15 protein-coding genes are annotated in these 21,482 nt (G+C 71.9%); 5 read left to right on the forward strand and 10 right to left on the reverse strand.

Annotation, left to right across the window (positions count from 1 at the left end):
* Positions 1 to 64 precede the first annotated feature (64 nt).
* Together ACIB24_RS05190 and ACIB24_RS05195 are read right to left on the reverse strand one after the other, a co-directional pair.
* Positions 65 to 1,531 (reverse strand): hypothetical protein, encoded by a 1,467-nt coding sequence (locus ACIB24_RS05190; protein WP_398276113.1) that lies wholly within the window; start codon positions 1,529 to 1,531, stop codon positions 65 to 67.
* A complete protein-coding gene (locus ACIB24_RS05195) occupies positions 1,528 to 2,445 on the reverse strand; it encodes a glycosyltransferase (protein WP_398276115.1) in 918 nt (305 codons plus the stop codon). Before ACIB24_RS05195 ends, ACIB24_RS05190 begins: the two co-directional genes overlap by 4 nt.
* Positions 2,446 to 2,655: 210 nt before the next feature.
* Here ACIB24_RS05195 and ACIB24_RS05200 point away from each other — a divergent pair, with 210 nt between their 5' ends.
* Both ACIB24_RS05200 and ACIB24_RS05205 read left to right on the forward strand, forming a co-directional pair.
* On the forward strand, positions 2,656 to 4,449 hold the full coding sequence (locus ACIB24_RS05200) for a Wzz/FepE/Etk N-terminal domain-containing protein (protein ID WP_398276118.1): 1,794 nt from the start codon (positions 2,656 to 2,658) through the stop codon (positions 4,447 to 4,449).
* A gap of 128 nt (positions 4,450 to 4,577) precedes the next feature.
* Positions 4,578 to 7,910, forward strand: a complete 3,333-nt coding sequence (locus ACIB24_RS05205; protein WP_398276121.1) for a glycoside hydrolase family 26 protein — start codon at positions 4,578 to 4,580, stop codon at positions 7,908 to 7,910.
* 59 nt (positions 7,911 to 7,969) lie between these two features.
* Here the strand turns inward: ACIB24_RS05205 and ACIB24_RS05210 are convergent, their stop codons facing one another.
* From ACIB24_RS05210 to lhgO, 6 genes are all read right to left on the reverse strand, one after another.
* Positions 7,970 to 9,262, reverse strand: a complete 1,293-nt coding sequence (locus tag ACIB24_RS05210) for an NAD(P)H-dependent oxidoreductase (RefSeq protein ID WP_398276123.1) — start codon at positions 9,260 to 9,262, stop codon at positions 7,970 to 7,972.
* Positions 9,259 to 9,798 carry a dTDP-4-dehydrorhamnose 3,5-epimerase gene (gene rfbC, locus ACIB24_RS05215; protein ID WP_398276126.1) on the reverse strand — a complete coding sequence of 180 codons (540 nt, stop codon included), beginning with the start codon at positions 9,796 to 9,798 and terminating at the stop codon, positions 9,259 to 9,261. The genes ACIB24_RS05210 and rfbC overlap by 4 nt, the downstream gene beginning before the upstream one ends.
* Positions 9,795 to 10,832 carry an NAD-dependent epimerase/dehydratase family protein gene (locus ACIB24_RS05220; RefSeq protein ID WP_398276129.1) on the reverse strand — a complete coding sequence of 346 codons (1,038 nt, stop codon included), beginning with the start codon at positions 10,830 to 10,832 and terminating at the stop codon, positions 9,795 to 9,797. The genes rfbC and ACIB24_RS05220 overlap by 4 nt, the downstream gene beginning before the upstream one ends.
* A gap of 58 nt (positions 10,833 to 10,890) precedes the next feature.
* Entirely contained in the window at positions 10,891 to 11,718 is an 828-nt protein-coding gene (locus tag ACIB24_RS05225; protein ID WP_398276132.1) for a glucose-1-phosphate cytidylyltransferase, read from the reverse strand.
* A 276-nt stretch (positions 11,719 to 11,994) separates the two neighbouring features.
* Positions 11,995 to 13,545, reverse strand: coding sequence for a sugar transferase (locus ACIB24_RS05230; protein WP_398276135.1), 1,551 nt, complete (start codon positions 13,543 to 13,545; stop codon positions 11,995 to 11,997).
* Between the two features lie 373 nt (positions 13,546 to 13,918).
* Positions 13,919 to 15,124 (reverse strand): L-2-hydroxyglutarate oxidase, encoded by a 1,206-nt coding sequence (lhgO, locus tag ACIB24_RS05235; protein WP_398276137.1) that lies wholly within the window; start codon positions 15,122 to 15,124, stop codon positions 13,919 to 13,921.
* Positions 15,125 to 15,250: 126 nt separating this feature from the next.
* On the opposite strand from lhgO, the gene ACIB24_RS05240 reads away from it, so the two are divergent.
* Positions 15,251 to 16,018, forward strand: a complete 768-nt coding sequence (locus tag ACIB24_RS05240) for a polysaccharide deacetylase family protein (protein WP_398276140.1) — start codon at positions 15,251 to 15,253, stop codon at positions 16,016 to 16,018.
* Positions 16,019 to 16,118: 100 nt separating this feature from the next.
* Here ACIB24_RS05240 and ACIB24_RS05245 read toward each other — a convergent pair whose 3' ends face one another.
* The gene (locus ACIB24_RS05245) at positions 16,119 to 17,423 is read right to left on the reverse strand and encodes a glycosyltransferase family 4 protein (protein WP_398276142.1); all 1,305 of its coding nucleotides are present in this window, start codon (positions 17,421 to 17,423) and stop codon (positions 16,119 to 16,121) included.
* A gap of 48 nt (positions 17,424 to 17,471) precedes the next feature.
* Entirely contained in the window at positions 17,472 to 18,674 is a 1,203-nt protein-coding gene (locus tag ACIB24_RS05250; protein ID WP_398276145.1) for a glycosyltransferase, read from the reverse strand.
* A 206-nt stretch (positions 18,675 to 18,880) separates the two neighbouring features.
* Here ACIB24_RS05250 and ACIB24_RS05255 point away from each other — a divergent pair, with 206 nt between their 5' ends.
* Both ACIB24_RS05255 and ACIB24_RS05260 read left to right on the forward strand, forming a co-directional pair.
* On the forward strand, positions 18,881 to 20,227 hold the full coding sequence (locus tag ACIB24_RS05255) for an acyl-CoA dehydrogenase family protein (protein ID WP_398276148.1): 1,347 nt from the start codon (positions 18,881 to 18,883) through the stop codon (positions 20,225 to 20,227).
* A complete protein-coding gene (locus tag ACIB24_RS05260) occupies positions 20,227 to 21,450 on the forward strand; it encodes an acyl-CoA dehydrogenase family protein (protein ID WP_398276151.1) in 1,224 nt (407 codons plus the stop codon). Before ACIB24_RS05255 ends, ACIB24_RS05260 begins: the two co-directional genes overlap by 1 nt.
* Positions 21,451 to 21,482: the final 32 nt, after the last annotated feature.

Below are 21,482 nucleotides of genomic sequence, written 5' to 3' on the forward strand. Positions count from 1 at the left end.
GGCCCCCGGCCGGCGGGGGCGGCCGAGAAGGTCGCCTAACCGGGCCGGGGGCCTTTCTGCATGATCACGAACGGACGAGTTGCTGCTCGCGCGCTTCGCGGCTCGTCGCCCGCCTGCGGGCGGCCAGGCTGTCGGTGAGACCGAAGGTCACCGGGGCACCCCAGATGCTGGTCAGGATCCAGGCGATCAGGACCGTGTGCGGCGCGAGCAGACTGCCGGACAGGAAATTGATCATGAACAGGATCGCTCCCGCCAGCACCGGCACGGGTGGCCCGCGCAGGACGGCCACGAACAGGAAGCTCATGAAGGCGACCAGCGCGATCAGGCCGTACTCGAACAGCACCTTCGGCGCGATCGTGTAGACGACCGCCTCACCGCCGAACCGGTCGGAGACCAGCAGCCGGTCCGCGGCCCCGGCGCCCGCGCCGTTCAGGTAGTAATTCGGGTCCTCCTGCATGCCCTTCAGGACCTCGGTGTACGGCTGGACGAAGCGCAGCGAACCCGAGGAACCGGCCTGGGACGTCTCGTCCCGTCTGTCGAGCAGGATGCCCGCGGCCGGGGTCAGGAAGATGATCACCAGGCACAACCCGCCGGCCAGCAGGACGCCGGGGCGGATCCGGTTCGGGATGCGCAGCATGATCAGCGTGGCCCCGAACACCAGCAGCAGGATGCCCGTGCCGGACAGCGTCGAGGCCATGCCCAGGCCCAGGACCATCGGCTGCCAGGCGGGCGCCTTGATGATCAGCGCGATCAGGATGCCCAGCGCGCAGAACTGGCACAGGAACGACGGTTCCAGGAAGAAGAAGGCGTTGGCCTTGACCGTGTGGTTCGTGTACGAGATCTGGTTCTCGGTGTTGAAGTTCGCCTGCAGGAAGTCGAGCCCGACGACGTCGGCCAGGTAGTCCTCGTACTTCCAGCCGAGCAGCAGCTGGGCCACCATCTGCAGCCCGCCCAGGATCGAGAAACCGATCATGAACCGCACGTACGTCCGGCACAGCGGCACGAAGTTCACCCGGAACTGCGGGGCGACGCAGACCACGAACGGCAGGTAGAGGATCAGCAGCAGCGAGATCGAGGTCAGCGAGATGTAGTTGCCGGCCAGGTTCGTGGTCCAGGTCGCCACGACCATGACGATCAGCGCGGCCAGGTACAACTCGGTGCGGGCCCGGTTGGTGACCACGCCCCGGCGCAGGGCCAGGAACCCGATCGCGACGAAGGTGGCGATCAACGACAGGGCGATCGGCGAACCGCCCAGCGGGAGCGCGATGCGCTGGCCGAAGAGCATGACGCCCAGCAGGATCTGCAGCACGCCCAGCACGTAGCGGCGGTCCTTCTCGAACCGCGGGTCGACCCGTTGCACGTCCTGCAGGCGCAGCCGGTCCGACCGTTCCTGCAGGGCCAGCAACGCCTCGGGCGAGGGTTCCTGGACGTGGCGACGCCAGTTGACCCGGACCTGCCGGCCCAGCCCGCCCTCGAAGGCCTGCCAGTGCGGCTCCGGCCGTCCTGGAGGGCCGAGGGGCGGAAGACTCACGTGCTGGTCACTTCCTTGCCCCCGACGGTGGCGGTTCCGGTCATCACACCCTGAACGTAGGCGAAGTGCTCACCCGCGCGGGCGAAGTCGCGCTTCAGGAGCTGCTGGATCACCCGGGTGAGGTAGCCCGAGGCCAGGGCCGCCCGGATCACCGAGGACGCCGCCGGGGAGTTGTGCTGGTTGACGTAGCGGGCCATCGACGCGCCGCGCAGCCGCATCATCTCCTTGGACGGCGCACCCGAGTTGCCCGAGCCGTGCGGCACCAGGACGTCGGTGCGCAGCGACTGGCGCAGGCCCGCCTCGCGCACGGTCCGGCCGAACGTGACGTCCTCGTTGTAGACGTAGAACTGCTCGTCGAAGGCGCCCAGGCTCTCGAACGTCGACGTCCGCACGGCCATGCAGGCGCCGGTCGTCCAGTCGACGCGCAGCGGCAGGTTCGCCCGCGGGCGGGCGAACAGGCCCGCGGTGGGCAGCACCTTGTGCAGGCCGAGGGCGTGGACGACGGCCCGCCGCACGGAGGGTTCCCAGCCGCCCGCCCCGATCTCGGTACGGCCGTCGCCGCCCAGCGGGGTGGCGGCCACGGAGGCCAGTCGCGGGTCGTCGGCGAGGTCGCCCACCAGGGCCGCCAGGTCGGCGTCCGTCGGGCGGGTGTCGGGGTTGACGAAGATCACGTAGTCGTAGCCGCTGCTGCGGGCCCCGAGGTTGGCGGCCTTCGCGAAACCGTGGCCCCCGCCGTTCAGGTACCGGCCGTGCCGCGCCTGGGCGGCGACCGTGCTGATGCCGTCCCGGTCGCCCGAGTTGTCCACCACGACGAACGGGGTCTCCGGGTCGAGCCCGGCCAGCAGGCCCTCGACCTGGGGTCGGCTGCGGTAGCTGACGATCACCAGTTCGTACTTGTGCGCCGACTCCGGCACCTGCGTTTCTCCTGCCGTGCGGCCTGCCGGTTCCGTCCTTGGATGGCGGGCTCTCGTGACTAATGGTCGCTATGGGTCACTGCGCGTCCATTGCCAGCATCTGTTGGCGGCCGGATCGTCACAATGTCGGGTAACCAGGCTAGGGGCTCATGCCAGACTGTGGGCGACGAACGGGACCACAAACCCCGGGTGCGATCGATGGGAGACCACGTGCAGGACATTATGGCGCGGCCGGCCGAGGCGGGTTCGGCCGCCGAGGAGGCCCCGAGCCTGCTGTCCATGATCTGGCGGGAGAAGTGGGTCGTCGGGGTCTGCGTGGTGCTCGCGGCCGCCATCGGCGTGGGGCTGAGCCAGCTCCAGGCCAAGGAGTACACCGCGACCAGCTACGTCTACCTGGCCGTCACCGGTGAGTTCAACCCGCCGGTCGGCAACCAGCAGCAGGGGCCGTTCAACGCCGACCCCGCCCGGTTCATGGCCGACCAGGCCGAGCTGATGAAGTCAGCGGCCCTGCTGGAGAAGGTGCGCACTGCGGTCGGCGTGAACGTGGACGTGCAGCGCCTGGCCAAGGACATCACGGTCACCGTGGCCGCTGACAGCAGCACCATCACCATCGACGGCACCGCGGGCGACCCGACGACCGCGAAGAACATCGCCGACCAGGTCGCCGAGCAGTACGAGGCCAGCCGGAAGGCCTCGGTCACGGCCAGCGCCGACGCGGCCAAGCTCGTCGCCGGCGGCGCCGCCGACAAGGCCGCCATCGCGGCGGCGGCCACCCTCTACGGCTCGGGTGTGAAGGCCGTCCAGGCCTCCGACCTGCCGCAGAGCCCGTCCAAGCCGAACGTCATGGTCAACGCGCTGATCCTGGCGCTGATCGGCTTCATGGCCGGCGTCGGGTACGCGCTCTTCTCGCAGAGCGCCTCCCGACGCAAGGCCGGCCCGGCCGAGGCCGCGGTCATCTTCGGCGCGCCGATCCTGTCCGACGTGCCCAACCGCGGCCGGATCGCCCCGGAGGACGCCATCGCGGCGGCCTACTCCGAGCCGGGCGACGCCTACCGGATGGCGGCCGTCGGTCTCGACTACATCCGCGGGACGGCGCCCGGCGTCTTCCTGGTCACCGCCCCGCACGACGGCGCCGGCACCAGCGTCACCGCGCTGAACCTGGCCGCGGCCGCCGCCGACCACGGTCGTCGCGTGTTCCTCCTGAACATCGAGGACACGGTGCGCCCGCAGTCCGAGGCGGACGCCGGGCTCCTGCGGGTGCCGCTGCACGACCTGGCCCAGGGGCGCATCGACCTGAACCACGCCGTCGAGCGCCGGGCCGCCTCGCGGGCCCAGTTCGGCATCATCCGGCTCCAGGTCCTCCAACCGGTGCAGGGGCACCCGGTCGCCGACGTGCAGCAGATCCTCGACCAGCTGCCCGACGACACCGACCTCGTGCTGCTCGACGCGCCGCCGCTGCCCGCCTCGTCCGCGTCCTTCGTGCTCGCGGGCCAGGTCGACGCGGCCGTGCTGGTGATGGACGACGAGACCACGCCCGCCGAGCTGGAGGAGTGCCAGCGCCGGTGCCGGCTGGCCGGCATCCCGGTCGCGGGCGTCCTGCTCAACCACGTCCGCTCCGGCGGCGGCAGCAGCCGCAAGCGCCGGGTGGCCGCGACCTCCGTGCCGCCGCGCATCTACGACACCTCGCCGCGCGGGCTGCCGATCCTGACCGGCGGTTCGAACGTCGGCGACGGCCGTGTCCACCTGCCCGACACCGGGCCGTACGACGGCGGGTACAACCAGGGCGGCTTCCAGCAGGGCGGCTACGCCCAGCAGGGCGGTTACGACCGCGGCGGTTACCCGCAGGAGGGGTATCCGCAGGAGGGCTACGGCCAAGAGGGCTACGGCCAGCAGGGCGGCGGCGACGTCCCCTGGTCGTCGGTCACGCGCGTCGGGGCCGGGTGGGAGCAGGAGGACCCGCGCGGCTACGACGACGGCGCCGAACAGGGTCGTCAGCAGCGCTGATACGTCCCGATCGGCGACGTTGCGTCCGATCCGGTCCACCTCATCGGGGGTAGAAGTTCCGTCGTCCGGGGGGCACGGCCCTGGCTACACTCGCTGCGTGACTCGTCTGAGTGGCTCGTGGGGCAGCCGTGCCTGCTGACGCCCACGAGGTCCCCGACGAGGCCGGGCGCGACGAGAAGCCGGCCCGCTCCGGTAGTCCGGTACTGCCCGACTCCGGGTTCGACAAGTACGTCGACAAGCTGCGCTCGATGGGCGACATGTCGACGCCCTCCTCGGCCGGGTACGCGAAGTCCGCCTTCGGCGGGGGCTCGGCGTTCGGCGCCCCCTCCGCGCGGACGACGCCGCCCGCCCGGACGCCGTCCGCCTCGCCGCCCGCTCCTCCCGCGGCTCCGCCCGCCCCGTCCGCCCCGGCCCCGCCCCCCGGGGTCCGCGAGCAGGCGCCCGCCCCGCCGGTGGTGCGCGAACCGGTCCTCCCCCCGATCGTCCGCGAGCGACCCGCCGCGCCCGCCCCGGAGCCCGTCGTTCGCGAGCCGGTCGTTCGTGAGCCGGTCGTTCGTGAGCCGGTCGCCCCGCCCGCGGCGCAGGCGGCATTCCCGGCCGCGCCCGTCGTCTCCGAGGCTCCGCCGGCCGGTCCCGTCGAACGGCCGGTCGAACGGCCCGTCGCGGGCCCCGAACCTGCGACCCGCAGATCGGCATTCCCCGACAGCGGCAGCGTCTTCGAGCCGGTCCGGCCCACCTATCAGCAGGGCGAGCAGCCGCCGACCACCGTGCCCGCCGCCCCCGGCCGGCGACCGGCCGCGGCGTTCCTGCCGCCCAGTGTCGAGGAACGGGCGGCGGCCGCCCGCGTCCGGCCCGACCCGGTGGTCTCGCCGCCGACCGTGGCGGGGCAGGTCATCCTGCCCCCGGAGGACTTCGAGGCCCTCCGGTCCTTGCCTGACGAGCCCACCGGAGAACCGGCCGTCGAGCCGGCCGTCGAGTCCAGGCCGCAGGAGATCGACCTCACCGAGGCGCCGTCCATCGACCTGCGTGAGGCCCCCTCCGCCCCGGTCGAGCCGGTCCCGGCCGGTCCCGCCGCCGCCGAGCCCGGACCCGGCGCTCGCGCCACGCCGGCCGAGTACCAGCCGCGCCGGCTGCGGCCCCGCAAGGAGCGGGTCGCCACCCCGGCCCTCGACCCGCTGAACGCCGAGGAGCTCCTCGCCGATCGCGACCTGCTGGGCAGCAGCGACCTCGTCGTCGACCACGGCCCCGAGGTCGTCGCCCCGGCCCCCGAGACCTCAAAGCCGGCCGCCGAGGTAACGGAACCCGTTGCGCCAGAGCCAGAACCACCCGCCGAGCGGTCCCTGTTCGAACCCCTCATCGAACCCGAGCCGCTCGACGAGACCGACCCGGTGTACGTGAAGTCCGTCGTACCCGTCGAGCCGCCACCGGCCACTGCCCCACCAGCCACCGCCCCACCGGTCGAGCGCCCGGCGCCGGCCGCGACGGCCGAGCCCGCTGCGACGGCCGAGCCCGCTGCGACGCCCGAGCCCGCTGCGACGCCCGAGCCCGCTGCGACGCCCGAGCCCGCTGCGACGCCCGACCCCGCTGCGACGCCCGAGCCCGTCGTTCGGCCGGAGCCCGTCGTTCGGCCCGAGCCCGTCGTCCGGCCCGAGCCCGTCGTCCGGCCCGAGCCCGTCGTCCACGCCGAGCCGGTCGTCGACGAGCAGGCCCCGCGCGGCGCCGTCCGTCCGACCGACCGACCGGCCGCCCGCTCCGAGGCGCCGGTGCGGACCCGAGCCGGATCGGCGCCGGCGCCCCCGCCGCTCCTGCCCGGCGTCCCGGATGCGATGCCCGAGGGGACTGCGCCGCTCAACCTGCCGATCAACCCCGACGCCCCGCTGCGACCGGCCGCCCTGCGCGACCGCCCCCCGTCCAGCCTGCGTCCCTCCCGGCACCCGCAGCGCCCGCAGTCTCGTCCGGACGGTACCCGGCGCGACGGGAGGGCCCCCGAGCGGCCGCGCACCGGGCCCGACCCGGTGATCGAGTCCTTGTTGGCTCCCCGGCCCGCCGAACAACCCGACGTGCAGCCCGAGGCGCGCCCCGTCGAGCGGCCCGCTGACCGGCGGCCGGCCCCCGCGGGGCGCATCCGGCCCGCAGTGGGCGACGTCCCGGTCCGGAAGGAGTCGCGCGGCGGGCTCGAATCGCTCTACGCGCAGCCGCCCCGCCCCGGGTCGGCCCCCGCGGCCCCGGCGCCCCAGCGGCTCGACGACATCATCGCGGCCCCACCTCGGCCGAGCGCCGACTTCGAGGCCATCCCGTCCCTGTTCCCCGGCGCGCCGGCCGGTCCGGTCGGCGACGGCCACTCGGGGCGGCCGGCGTCGTTCGAGCCCCGTCGCCGACGCCGGCTCCTGCCCTTCGTGGCCGCGCTGGCGGTCATCGTGCTCACGGTGATCGTGGGCTACGTCCTGATCGACCGGCGCGACGACCAGGCGGCCGCGGTGCGCGGCAATGTCCCGGCCACGTCGTCGGTGGCGGGCGAGGTGACCACCGAGGACCCGAAGCCGATCGTCAGCGGTCCGGCGAAACTCGGCGTCTACCGCGGCACGTCGGTCGCCGACGTGAAGACGTTCGAACGGTGGCTGGGCCAGGACGTCGAGTACGTCGTCGACTTCCCGCAGCGCGACACCTGGAGCCAGATCGTCTCGCCCCGCGGCCTGATCTCGAACTGGAGGGGCTCCGGTTACCGGCTCGTGCTCTCCACGCCGATGCTGCCCGAGGAGCAGCGCGGCTCCGTCGCCCAGGGTTCGAAGGGCGCCTACGACAAGTACTTCCGCACGCTGGCCCGCAACCTGGTCAACGGCGGCCAGAAGGCCGCCATCATCCGGCTGGGCTGGGAGTTCAACCTGGGCAGCTCGACCTGGGGCACCAAGGACGAGGACCAGTTCATCGCCTACTGGCGGCACATCGTCGACGCGATGCGCTCGGTCCCCGGCCAGAAGTTCCAGTTCGACTGGAACCCCAACATCGGCGAGACCCGTTACGACGCCTCCGACTACTACCCGGGTGACGACTACGTCGACTACGTAGGGGTCGACGTCTACGACGTGTCGTGGGAGAAGGACACCTACCCCTACCCCGACTCCTGCACCAGCACCGCGTGCCGGCTGCCGCGGCAGAAGAAGGTGTGGCAGCGGCTCTACGGCGGCGTCTACGGGCTGGTCTACTGGCGTGACTTCGCCAAGTCGCACGACAAGCCGCTCTCGGTGCCCGAGTGGGGCCTGTGGGACCGGCAGGACCGCCACGGCGGCCTGGACGACCCCTACTTCATCAAGCAGATGTACAAGTTCATCGCCGACCCCGACAACGGCGTGGCCTACCAGTCGTACTTCGAGATCAACACGCCCAGGTCCACGCACAGCCTGATGATCGAGTTCCCGCGCGGCGGTGCGGAGTTCAAGAAGACGTTCGGCAAGAAGCAGTAGCGGCAAAGGACGAAGGCCCCGCCGGTGCGACCGGCGGGGCCTTCGTGCGCTTCGGGTGGTCAGACCGCCGGGAACAGGCTGGCCTGCTCCTGGCGGAGCTGGTCGACGAGGCGCCCCTCCGGGAGCGTCACGTCGGCGTAGGTGAGCACCTCGTCCTTCGCGATGTCGCGCGTGGTCACGCACCCCTCGGCCACGCCCATCGGCAGCAGGTTCTCCGTCACGGTGACGTCGGCCCGCTCGGCCACGCCGTAGGTGTCGTACCCGCCCAGCCCGTCGAGCGTGTGCCCGGCCGGGATGTCGCGCTTGGCGGTGGTCACGACCTCGACGGTCGGGCCGGCCAGCGGGGCCAGGGCCGCGTCGCCGAACAGCACGGCGCGGGCCACGGTCAGCGGGACCTCGAAGTGGCACAGGTGGTACGGCGTGTAGAAGCTGTACAGCGGGCCCTCGCCGAGCTTGTACAGGTTCAGGTAGTGCCGCTGCTTCGGGTCGTCGTGCGTCGCGAGGACGAACACGCCCGGGCCCGGCTGGCTGCCGACCACGTAGTCCACGACGCCACCGGCGGCCTTGAGGGCCTCCACGTCGTAGGCCCCGGTCAGCTCGTCGACGTGACCGCGGTGGTCGGCGCCGCGCATGCCGCGCTTCTCCACCGTCATGCCGGTCGCGTTGGCGACGATGGCCTGCTCGAACGAGATCTTGGTGCCGTCGGCGAAGGACGTCACCATGTACGGGTCCTGGCCCCACTTCTCGGCGAACGCCTGCTGCGTCGTCGGGGTGCGGTACTCGTCCTGCAGGCCCTTGATGTTGCCCGCGACCAGCGGCGTGAGACCGATGCTCTTCACGAACCGGTACAGGTTGAGCTGCACGCCCGGCTGGTCGCCGTCGCAGCCCGAGAGCACGACGCCGGCCTTGTCGGCCTTGGCCTTGAGGACCGAGCCGACGGTGCCGTCGACCTCGGCGTTCAGCAGGACGACGTGCTTGCCGCCCTCGATGGCCGAGGTCACCACGTGCGCGCCGTACTCGACGTGCCCGGTCGCCTCCACGATCGCGTCGATCGAGGAGGACTCGGTGACGGCCTGGTAGTTCGAGGTGATGACCGGCTTGCCCGCGGCCACCGCCGCGTCCAGGGCGGTCGCGTCGTCCACGACCTCCCAGCCGCTCACGCCGGCCTCGCTGTACGCGCGCTCGGCGTTGGCCTGCGTGCGGTTCACGATCGCGGTCAGCTCCATGCCCGGCACGGAGTTGACCACCTGGTTCACGAAGCCGCGGCCCATGAACCCGGCGCCCACGAGGGCCACCCGGATCGGCTTGCCCTCGGCCTCGCGCTTGGCCAGCGCGGTGTCGACGATGATCACGAGGACACGCCCTCCAGCAGCGGCCAGGCGGCGTCCTTGGCGCTGATCACGCTGACCTCGAGCGGCCACTCCAGCTTCAGGGCCGGGTCGTTGTACCGCTGGCCGCGCTCGGCGTCCGGCGTGTACTTGCCCGTGACCTGGTAGGTGACCTCGGTGCCGTCGACCAGCGTCTGGTAGCCGTGCGCGAACATCGCCGGCACGTACAGCGCCTTGCGGTTCTCGGCGGTCAGCTCGACCGACACGTGCTGCAGGTAGGTCGGCGAGTCGGGCCGCATGTCGACGATCTTGTCGACGATCGCGCCCCGCACGCAGCGCACGAGCTTGACCTCGGGCGCGTACTCCAGCTGGTAGTGCATGCCGCGCAGCGTGCCCGCCTTGTGGTTGAACGAGGCGTTGCACTGCTCGACCGCCGGGTTCAGGCCCGCGGCCTCGAACTCGGCCACGTCGAACGTGCGCGCGAAGAAGCCGCGGTCGTCCTCACGGAGCTCGAGCTCGATGATCGCGACGTCGGGGATGTGCGTCTTGGTGATGATCACTTGGCCACCTCGCCGGTGGTCCAGAACAGGTCGGCGTCGAGCTGCTTGGTGGCGATCAGGTGCTCCAGCTGCTTCAGCCGGGTGTGGCCGCGGCCGGTGAACGTCTCGGCGTCCATCTGGATGGCCTCGAACACCTGGCGCATCTGGCGGGCGCCGCGCTCGGCGTTCCAGTCGCAGGAGAAGCCGGGCAGCTGCGAGCTGATCTTGTCGAAGTTCACCTTGTAGCTGCGGTTGTCGCCCCCGGGCGGGCCGAAGGTGACCTCGCAGCCCGGGAACTCGGCACCGACGGTCTCGGCGATCGTGCGGACCTGGTAGTTCTGCTCGTTCGAGCCGACGTTGAAGACCTCGTTGTGCACGGCCTCCCGCGGCGCCTCGAGCGCGCAGTAGATGGACTTGGCGATGTCGAGCGCGTGCACCAGCGGGCGCCACGGCGTCCCGTCGGAGTTCATCGCGATCTTCTTCGTCGTCCAGGCCAGGCCCGACAGGTTGTTCAGCACGATGTCGAACCGCTGCCGCGGCGAGGCGCCGAAGGCGGTCGCGTTGCGCATGAAGGTCGGGCTGAACGAGTCGGAGGCCAGCCCCTTCAGGTCGCGCTCGACGAGCGTCTTGCAGTCCGCGTAGGCGGTCTGCGGGTTCACCGGGCTGGACTCGTCGACCACGCCCTCGGCGACGCCGTACACGCTGCACGAGGACATGTAGACGAACCGCTCGACGCCGGCCTCGATGGCCATCTCGGCCAGCCGCACCGAACCCTGGTGGTTCACCACGTAGGTGACCTCGGACAGCAGCTCACCCAGCGGGTCGTTCGACAGCTCGGCCATGTGCACGACCGCGTCGACACCCTCGAGGTCCTCGACGGTGATGTGCCGGATGTCCTTGTTCAGGGTCTTCGCCGTGAACTCGGTGCCGTTGTAGAGCCAACCCTGCTTGTAGTACCCGGTGTCGACGCCGACGACCTCGTGGCCGCGGCGGATCAGCTCGGGCGCCACCAGGCAGCCGAGGTACCCCTCGGTTCCAGTGACCAGGACCTTCATTGTCGTATGTCTCCTCGTTCGCAGTTCAGGTGGTGGGACGACGGGGGTCAGGTCGGCGTCAGTCCTCCCAGGACTTCCAGGCCGCCTGGCCGCTGTCCCAGAGCTTGTTCAGCTCGGTCCAGTCGCGATAGGTGTCCATGCCCATCCAGAAGCCCTCGTGCGGGTTCAGCGCGAGCTGGCCGTCACGGGCGATCTGCTGCAGGGGCGTCGACTCCAGCATCACCGTCTCGTCCACGTCCGAGAGGTACTTCTCCACGAAGCTCCGCTGGAACATGAAGAAGCCGCCGTTGACCCAGCCGGTGGCCAGGGTGGGCTTCTCGTTGAACTCGGTGACGACGTCGCCGTCGACGTGCATCTCACCGTAGCGGCTGGCCGGGTGGACGGCGGTCACGGTGCCGATGCGGCCGGCGGCCGCATGGTTGGCGACCAGCTGGTTGAGGTCGACGTCACCGATGCCGTCGCCGTAGGTGAGCATGAAGTGGTCGGCGTTCAGGTGCTTGGCGACCCGCTTGACCCGCTCGGCGGTGGCGGTCTCCAGACCGGTCTCGACGAAGGTGATCTCCCAGTCCTCGACCGGGCCGGCCGAGTGGTAGACCGGCTCGGCGCCGTCGTGGGTCAGGGTGAAGTCCGACAGGCTCTCCCGGTAGTCCAGGAAGTAGCGCTTGATCTGGTCGCCCCGGTAGCCGAGGCACAGCACGAACTTCCGGAAGCCGTAGCTCTGGTAGATCTTCATCAGGTGCCACAGGATGGGTCGGCCGCCGATGTCCACCAGGGGCTTCGGCACCTTGTCACCGCTGGCCTCGCGCAGCCGGGTACCCATCCCGCCGCACAGGATGACGACGGGGATCTCCGCCACGTCGATGGTCTGGTTGCTCTGCTCGGTCACGAATTCCTCGCACGATTTCGTTGTGGCCTGCGGCCTTCGGAGTCGGCCCGGTCGGTGGTCTGCGTCGGTACGGTATGGCGGCCCCCCGGGCCCCCGCTGGCGTTCGGCGAATACCAGCACCCGCCCCGGTGACGCTGTGACGCGCCTGTGACGGGAATGAACAGTATGTCGTTCTTGTCGGCCGTACCCTGCCCCGACCCCTTCGTCCCCAGGTCGGAACGCAGGAGCCGGCCGACGGCTGGCGCCGGGGCGGGGACGTTCAGTGGTCGGTAGGACTCACGCACCTTCCGCGCGGATCACCGACATGGCGGTACGCAGGATGATCTTGATGTCCAGCCAGAGCGACCAGTTCTCGATGTAGTAGTTGTCGAACCGGGCGCGTTCGGCGATCGAGGTGTCCCCGCGCAGGCCGTTGACCTGCGCCAGCCCGGTCAGGCCGCAGGGGACGCGGTGGCGGGCCACGTAGTGCGGGTGCTGGCTGCGGAACGTGGCCACGAAGTGCGGGCGTTCCGGGCGGGGCCCGACCAGGCTCATGTCGCCACGCAGGATGTTCAGCAACTGCGGCAGCTCGTCGATCGAGGAGCGGCGCAGGAACTTGCCGACCGGCCCGAGCCGGTCGTCGTGCGCGATGTTCCAGTTCGTCTGCGACTCGGTCTCGTCGACCGGCTTCAGCGAACGGAACTTCATCAGCTCGAAGTGCCGGCCGTCGACGCCCACCCGCTCCTGGCGGAAGAGCACGCCGGGGCCGCCCTCCATGCGCACCAGGAACGCGACCAGCAGCATCAGTGGCGACAGCAGCAGCAGGGCGCAGCCGGAGACGAAGATGTCGAGCGCGCGCTTCACCTGCCAGGCCCGCGACCGGTACACCGCCCGCCGCAGCCGGACCAGCGGCATGCCCCACGCCGTGTCCATGTCGTGGCCGACGTGGTGCAGTTCGAAGAGCCGCGGCACGACGAAGATCTCGCAGTGCAGGCGGTCGCAGGTGCGGATGATGCCGACCATCTCCGACTCGCGCATGGAGCCGAAGGCCACCACGACGTTGCGCACCCGGTGGTCGAGCAGGACCTCGACCAGCTGCTCCGGCCGGCCCAGGATGCGGTGCGACGGGCTGGCCGCGTCCCGCGGGGGCTCGATGTCGAGGAAGCCGATCGGCTGCAGGCCGTACTCCGGGTGCGTGGACAGCGACTCGGCCAGGTAGGTGCCGACCCGGCCCGCGCCGAGGATGAGCGTGCGGTGCGCGATGCGGCCCGTGCGGCGCGCGTGCCGGACCAGCGCGTACGCGGCGGCCCGCAGGCAGATCGACGTCAGGCCGGTGACGCCGGCGGCGATCAGCAGCTTCCAGTCGACCAGCTGCTCGTCCCAGCGCAGCCGGTTCAGGGTCAGCTGCAGGGTCATGGTCAGCGCGAGCGCGACGAGCAGGCGGCCGGCGATCTGCGGCAGGTCGTCCAGCACCGACGGGGCCAGACGCGAGCGGTACAGCCCGCCGACCGCGAACAGCGCGACCAGCATGATCGTGAACAGGCCCATGATCGCGCGGGGCCCGCCGCTGGCGAAGGCCCCCGCGGTGCAGGCGACCAGGTCGAGCAGGAAGAGCAGCGGCCGGACGCCGAGCCGCACCAGCGGCCCGGTCCAGGAACCGGTCGGCGGGTCGTCGTCCTCGAGCCGGCGCGGGGTGTGCTCGGCCGGGTCGACGCGCAGGATGTGAGAGAGGTCGAGGCCCGCCGGGATGGTCGGCGCGGTACGCACGTCGATCACCGTCCGGTCCTCACCGGACCCGGAGCCGGGGATACCCAGGTCCCGCCGGCCGGTCTGATCGCGGAGTGTCACCGCTCTCCCTCCCGAATACGCCTTCAGGACCGCTCCCCGTCGCGGTCGTCGCCCACAGTAGGTGCCTGTCGGACCGACCCGCTAAAGAATCCACAAGACGTAACTGTGGGGATACCCACCGACCACCTTGTTGGCGAGTCCCGTAACGGATCGTTAGCCCAGCTTGCACTTCCGTAATGGGCTGCTTAGCCCACGGAAAACATATCGATGCCACCGAAGGAGTCGTTACCCCCGAAGCCCGGACGGGCATGATTTTGTCCGTTCGGGGGAGATGTCCGGTCGCCCGTCCACCGGTCGGGGGACAACTCCTGATGCCTGGGGGGCGGCTGTGGGTGAGACCGCAACGACCCGCCGGGCTGGTCGGCCGACCTGGTCAGCCGACGAACTGGTCCCGCATCTGCTCGGTGACGTACTCGGCGATCGCCAGCGACGACGTGGCCGCCGGGGAGGGCGCGTTGCGCACAGCCGTTACCCGGTCGAGCACGGAGATGCGGAAGTCGTCGACCAGGCTGCCGTCGCGGTCGAGCGCCTGGGCCCGCACCCCGGCCGGGGCCGGCACCAGGTCGGCGGCCTTGACCTCGGGCACGTAGGCCTGCGCCCGCTTGAGGTAGAGGCGCTTGCTGACCGAGCCGGCCATCTCCTCGATGCCCATCTTCCAGTGCTTGGCGGCCAGCTTGCGGAAGCCCGGCCACGCCAGGGCCTGGGCCAGCTCGCGCGGCCTGATCTTCCCGCGGGTGTACCCCTCGCGGGCGAAGGCCAGCACGGCGTTCGGGCCGACGTCCACCGCCCCGCCCACCCGCTTGGTGAAGTGCACGCCCAGGAACGGGTAGTTCGGGTCCGGGACGGGGTAGATCAGGCCCTTGCAGAGGCCCGTGGCCTCCGGCGTCAGCCGGAAGTACTCCCCGCGGAAGGGCACGATGGCGGGGCCGGCGTCGTCCCCCGCCCAGCGGGCCACGGTGTCGGACTGCAGCCCGGCGCACAGCACGAGCCGGTCGAAGGTCAGCCGCTGCTGCCCCGAGCTGACCTCGACGCCGGTGGCGGTCTGGTTGATGCCGTCGACCGGGAAGTTCAGGTGGATCGTCCCGCCTGCCTTCACGATGTCCTCGGCGTAGGCCTGGGACACGGCGACGTAGTCGGTGATCGCCGTGAACGGCGAGTGGATGGCGGCCACCCCGGCCGCGTGCGGCTCGACCTCGCGCAGCTGCGCGGCGTCCATCTTGACGATCCCCGGGACGCCGTTCTCGCTCGCCCGGTTCCAGATGTTCTCCAGCGCACCGCGTTCCGAGTCGTCGACCGCGATCACGAGCTTGCCGCACTCCTCGTACGGCAGGCCCTTCTCCTGGGTGTACTCCTTCAGCAGGTCGACCCCGCGGCGGCACAGCGTCGCCTTCAGCGAGCCCGGCGCGTAGTAGAGGCCCGCGTGCACGACGCCGCTGTTGTGGCCGGTCTGGTGCTGGGCGAGGGCCCCCTCCTTCTCGAGGACGGTGACCTCGGTGTCGGGGAACAGCTCGGTGATCCGGCGACCGATGGCCAGCCCGAGAATGCCTCCGCCGACGATCCCGACTCGCTGAGTGGACACCTGTCCCGACCCTCTTCCTGTGCTGACTGCTGTACCGGCTGCGATTCGCAGACCATCTCACACCCGTCGGGGCGACCTGGGGGCCGGAACCGCACAGCTGAGCACGCCCGGCCCTATGGTCGGGACGTGAGTCTCGTCGCACCCGAAGCCGCCGTGCTCGCCCGCCGGGGCTTCGTGAGTGCCTTCGAGGACGGCGCCCGCCCGGTCCGCCGGCTGCCCGTCGGCCCGTTGCGGCGGGCCCTCGACCCGTGGAGCAGCCTCGTCTGCGTCGCCACGGCCGAGAACGTGGTGGCCCTGACCTACGACGACGGCCCCGACCCGGTGCACACGCCCGCGGTGCTCGACGCGCTCGCGGCCGCCGGGGCCCGGGCCACGTTCTTCGTGCTGGCCGAACGGGCCGAGCGGCACCCGCGGCTGATCGCCCGCACGGTCGCCGAGGGGCATGAGGTCGCCCTGCACGGGATCGACCACGCGCGGCTCACGGAGGTGCCGGTGCCGCGGGCCCTCGCGCTGGTCGCCGAGGGCCGGGACCGGCTGGAGCAGGTCCTCGGTGCCCCGGTGACGCTGTTCCGCCCGACCTACGGCGCGCAGCGGCTGCGCACCGCGCGCGGGGTGCGCGCGCTCGGGCTGGACGTCGTGATCTGGACGGCGTGGGCGCGCGACTGGGAGGGCGTGCCCGCCTCGGTGATCGCGCCCCGGGCGCTGGGCGCCCTGCACCCGGGGGCCGTCGTCCTGCTGCACGACTCATCCGGCGACGGCGTGGGTGCCGAGGGCCTGGACCGGGGCGACGCGACCGGTCGGATCGTCGCCGGGATGGCCGAGCGGGGGTACGTGAGCCGCACGGTCTCCGAGCTCGTGGCCATGTATCCGGCAGTGCGTTCTCTTTGGTCGTGATCATGCAGAAACCTCGACCCTGGTGCAGGTGGGTCGACCGCTCAACGGGCGTCGGGTCGAGGTTTCTGCGCCGTCGGCGCCAGGGGCGCCTCCTCCCAAGTCACGACGTGCCGAAGATCTCGTCGTAGCGACGCTGGACGACGGGGGGCGCGTAGCGCTCGTCCCAGGCCTGGCGGGCGGCCTTGGACAGCTGGTCGTTGGTCGCCGGGTCGGCCAGCCGCGCCATCCCGGCGGCCAGTTCGGCCGGGGTGGTACCGAGCAGGCAGCCGGTCTCCTCCGACGCCGCGATGCCCTGCACCCCCGACGGCGTGGCCACCACGGGCAGCCCGCGGGCCAGGGCCTCCAGAACCTTGATCTTCACGCCGCTGCCGCTGCGCAGCGGGGACAGCAGGCCGGCGCTCCGCCCGAGCACGGCGTCCAGGTCGTCGACCCAGCCCAGGAACCGGACCCGCCCGCCCCAGGCGGCGCCCGAGGGCAGCCCGGCGTCCGTGCCGGCGCCGATCACGTTGATCACCGCGCCGGGCACCGCGGCGTCCACGGCCGCGCGGGCGTGGGTCAGGAACCAGTCGAGCCCGTCCAGGTTCGGCGCGTAGTCGAAGCCCCCGATGAAACTGAACTCCGGCGGGTCGAACTGCGGGGCCCGCCTCAGCCGGCCGCGGTCCTTCAACATCGGTGGCAGCGTGTCGACCACCGGGCGTGGGTGCTGGTTCTGCACCCGGCGCCGCAGCCGCCCGGTCTCCTCGTCGCTGATCAGATAGGTGGCGTCGAACCAGGCCGGCTGCCGTTCCTCGGACGCGGCGACCAGGTCCCGTTCCAGCCGCAGCAGCGGCCGGTAGACGCGCGGGTCGGCCAGCACCTTGCGGGCCGGGCCGGGCAGCAGCTTCTGGAACTCGCCCCCCGGGTTGCCGGAGTCGGTGTCGGCCAGCATCGCGGCGTACCGCTCGGAGAACAGGTCGTCGGCGTACAGCAACCGTCGCACGGGCGGCGACGTGCGCCGTGGGGTCGAGGGCGCGTACTGCCCGGTGCGCACCGTGTCCCAGATCTCGAGGTCGGCGTCGATCGAACGCAGCGCGCCGCGCACCGCCTCACCGACCGCCGCGGAGTTCAGGGCGGCCTCCTGCAGCGGGCGCCGGTAGCCCGCGCCGCGCGGCGGCAGGACGACGCCCTTCAGCACCGACAGCGCCTGCCCGACCGTGCCCGGTTTGCCGACCACGTGCTGCCGGTAGGGCACGGCGGGGCGGTCGAGGGCCGGGTCGCCGAGCAGCACCAGGTGCACGTTCTCGGGCCCGAGGCGGGAGACCAGGTGGTCGAGGATGCCGCCCAGCACGACCTGCTTGCCGTACCGGCGTGGTTCCGGCTCGGTGGCGGTGATCAGCACCGCACGCCGCACCTGATGGCCTCCCATGCGCGACAACCCTAGCGAGCGCCGACCCGGCCCCGCCCGAGGACGCGTCTATCCCGCTGTGAACCGGGCCATGGTCCGCTCGATCACGTCGACGGCCAGGTCACCGCTGCCCCGGGAGCCCGGTTCCGGCCGGCAGACCTCCGCCCGGGCCCGGTAGCGGGGGTCCTCCAGGACCCGCCGGACCTTCCGTCGCATCCGGGCGGGCGTGAGCATGAACGGCAGGATGCGCTCGCCCAGCCCGGACCGCTTGACCCGGTCGGCGTTCTCGCGCTGCTCGCCACCGCCGGGCACCGTCACCACGGGGACGCCGCGCGACAGTGCCTTCGCGAGGATGCCGTGCCCGCCGCCGCAGATCACCAGCGACGCCTGCTCGATCAGCGGCTCCTGCCGGCCCGGGCCCGCCCGGACCCAGTCGGGCAGCCCGGTCTCGGGCGGGGCCAGCACGGTCCAGGCCAGGCGGACCTGGTGCCCGTCGATCCGCAGACCGTCGAGCCCGTGGACGGCGGCCGCGGCCAGGCCGGTCACCGCACCCGTGACGGTGGTCGCCGACAGCAGGACCAGGGGGCCGTCGCCGGGCGGGGGTTCCAGGTCGACGGCGGCCGGGTCCCATTCGATCGGCCCGACCAGGTGCGCGTCGGCGGGCCAGTCGGGGCGGGTCTCCTCCAGGGCCGGGAGGGCGGCGAAGATCCGGGTCAGGGGGCTGCCGTCGCCGGCCAGCGCGGCGCGTCCGGCGTCGAGCTCGAGGCGTGCGATGTCCCGGCGGCGGCCCTCGCGCCCCTTCTCCCACTGCGCCCCGGTGTATCGGAAGAACCGGCGGTCCCGGGCCCGGCCGAGCGGGCCGCGGGCCGGGGCGAACCCGGAGCCGGACGGCGGCAGCAGGGGCGTCGGGTCCTGCACGGGGTGCGGCACGAACTCGATCCACGGGACGCCGAGCAGCGCGGCGGCCAAGCCGCCGGACGGCGTCATCACGTCCGAGACCAAGAGGTCGGGTTTGAAGTCCTCGAGGGTCTCGGCGATGCGCGGGGCCAACCGGCGGGAGGTCTGCTTGAGCCGGCGGACGGCGTCGGGCTCGGGATTCGGGGGCGGGTGCGGCATCGCGCGGCCCGGGATGCCGGAACGTTCGAGCGCCTCCATCCAGTGCCCGCCGGTGCAGAAGAGGGCCTCGTGTCCGCGCTCCACGAGGGCGCGGGTCAGACCTGCGGCGGGGAAGACGTGACCTGGATCACCTCCTGCCAGCACTACAACCCGCATGTCAGGGACCTTTGCTCCGTTCGTGGGTCTCTCCAGACCCTGTTTCCACCTTGTACTCAGCAGTAATATCGTGCCGAGGCCATCGGCGGCCCGGTCTGACCCTTGGCTGGGCGCTGCCTGGTCGTCGGTACAGCGTGCCTCACCGTTCGGAGAGGCCGTCAGGGGGCTCGCACCGCACCGGTCCCCGGTGCCCTGTAGGAGGTCAGATGAGTTCCACCGCGCGTCCGCGCGCGAAGTTCGACCCGATCCGGTTCGGCCTGGCGGCCGTGAACCGGTTGGCGTCTTCGCCCGCGCTCGATCGGTTCAACCTGCGCAAGCCCACGGAACGCGTGATCTACACCGCGACCAAGACGGGCTTCCAGACGGTGACCGCGGCCTCCCGTGTGTTCGCCCGCAGCGGCAACCGCAGCAAGCCCGCCCGCCCGGGCCGCCCGTCGTCCGCCGGGCTCTTCGACCTCACCCCGACCGAGGACCAGCAGATGCTGGTCGAGGTGGTGCGCGAGTTCGCGTCCGAGAAGGTCCGGCCGGTCGCGGCCGAGGCCGACGCCGCGTGCGCGGCCCCGGCCGACGTGCTGGCCACCGCGGCCGAGCTCGGCATCACCCAGGTCGGCGTGCCGGAGGAGGTCGGCGGGCTCTCCAGCGAGCGCACCGCCGTCACGAACGTGCTGGTCGCCGAGGCCCTGGCCCACGGCGACCTGGGCATCGCGGTCTCCTGCCTGGCCCCGGCCGCCGTCAGCAGCGCGCTGTCGCTGTGGGGCACCGCCGCCCAGCAGGACACCTACCTGCCCGCCCTGGTCGGCGACGCCCCGCCGGCCGCCGCGCTGACGCTGCTCGAGCCGCGGGCCGGCTTCGACCCCGGGGCGCTGCAGACCGTGGCCACCCCGGCGCCGGGCGGCGGCTACACGCTGTCCGGTGTGAAGTCGCTGGTCCCGCAGGCCTCGACCGCCGAGTTGTTCCTGGTCGCCGCACAGGTGCCGGGCAGCGGTCCGGCACTGTTCGTGGTCGAGTCCGGTTCGGCCGGGCTGACCGTCGAGTCCGAGCCCGCGATGGGGTTGCGGGCCGCGGGCATGGGCCGGCTGCTGCTGGACAAGGTCTCCGTGCCCGGCGACGCGATGATCCCGACCACCGACGAGAACGGCGCCTCCACCTACACGGAGTGCGTGCGGCTCGGGCGGCTCGGCTGGGCGGCGCTCGCGCTGGGCGTCGGGCAGGCCGTCGTCGACTACGTCATCCCCTACGTCAACGACCGCGAGGCGTTCGGTGAGCCGATCAGCCACCGGCAGGCGGTGGCCTTCACCGTCGCCGACATGGCGATCGAGCTGGACGGCGCCCGCCTGGTCACCTACCGCGCGGCCTCCCGCGCGGAGCAGGGCCTGAGCTTCGCCCGCGAGGTGGCGCTGGCCCGGCGGCTGGCGTCCGACAAGGGCATGTTCATCGGCAGCGCCGGGGTGCAGCTGCTCGGCGGGCACGGCTACGTGAAGGAACACCCGGTGGAGCGCTGGTACCGCGACCTGCGGGCGATCGGCCTGATGGAAGGCGTGGTGCTGGTCTGATGGCGATCAATCTCGAACAGCCGAAGAAGTTCAAGGCGCTCGTCGCCCAGGCGCACAGCGTCGCCTCCGAGGTGTTCCGGCCCAACAGCCGGCACTACGACCAGGAGGAGCACGCCTACCCCAAGCAGCTCGACATGCTCGCCGCCGTCATCGAGGGCATGGAGGCCGGTGACCCGACCGCCAACGCGGGCGCGGCCGGCGTCCGGCGCGACGAGTCGGCGCCCAAGAAGGGCAAGGGTGAGGTCAAGAACGGCAGCAACCTCTCCACGGTGCTGTCGATCATGGAGCTCTGCTGGGGTGACGTCGGCCTGCTGCTGAGCATGCCCCGCCAGGGCCTCGGCAACTCGGCCATCGCGTCGGTGGCCAACGACGAGCAGCTGGCCCGGTTCGGCCACATGTGGGCCGCCATGGCCATCACCGAACCGGAGACCGGCTCGGACTCCGCCTCGATCCGCACGACCGCGCGCCTCGACGGCGACGAGTACGTGCTCAACGGCGAGAAGATCTACGTGACGTCCGGCTCGCGGGCCGACGCCGTGGTCGTCTGGGCGACGCTCGACCGCAGCCTCGGCCGGGCCGCGATCAAGTCGTTCATCGTGGAGAAGGGCACGCCCGGCTTCGAGCTGGCCCGCCTGGAGGAGAAGCTCGGCATCCGGGCCTCCGACACGGCCGCCTTCACGCTGACCGACGTCCGGGTGCCCAAGGAGAACCTCCTCGGCGACCCGGAGATCAAGCCCGAGGGCGGCTTCGCCGGGGTCATGCAGACCTTCGACAACACCCGCCCGCTGGTGGCCGGCATGGCCGTGGGTGTGGCCCGGGCCGCGCTGGAGCGCACCCGCGAGCTGCTCGCCGAGGCCGGCATCGAGGTCGACTACGACAAGCCGATCATCGCCCAGTCTGCCGCGGCCGCCGCGTTCATCGAGGCCGAGGCCGACTACGAGGCGGCCTACCTGCTCACGCTGCGGGCCGCCTGGATGGCCGACAACACCAAGCCGAACTCGCTCGAGGCCTCGATGGCCAAGGCCAAGGCGGGGCGTTCCGCGGTCGAGATCGCCCTGAAGTGCGTGGCCCTGGCCGGGAGCGTGGGTTACGGAGAGGGTGAATTGCTGGAAAAGTGGGCTCGCGACGCGAAGATCCTGGACATCTTCGAGGGCACCCAGCAGATCCAGCTCCTGATCGTGGCTCGCCGGCTCCTCGGCAAGACCTCGCAGGAACTCAAGTAGGCAGCGAGTCGTCACAGGCTCGGGAGACAGTA

Source organism: Spongisporangium articulatum, assembly GCF_044465595.1.
Classification (GTDB): domain Bacteria; phylum Actinomycetota; class Actinomycetes; order Actinomycetales; family Kineosporiaceae; genus Spongisporangium; species Spongisporangium articulatum.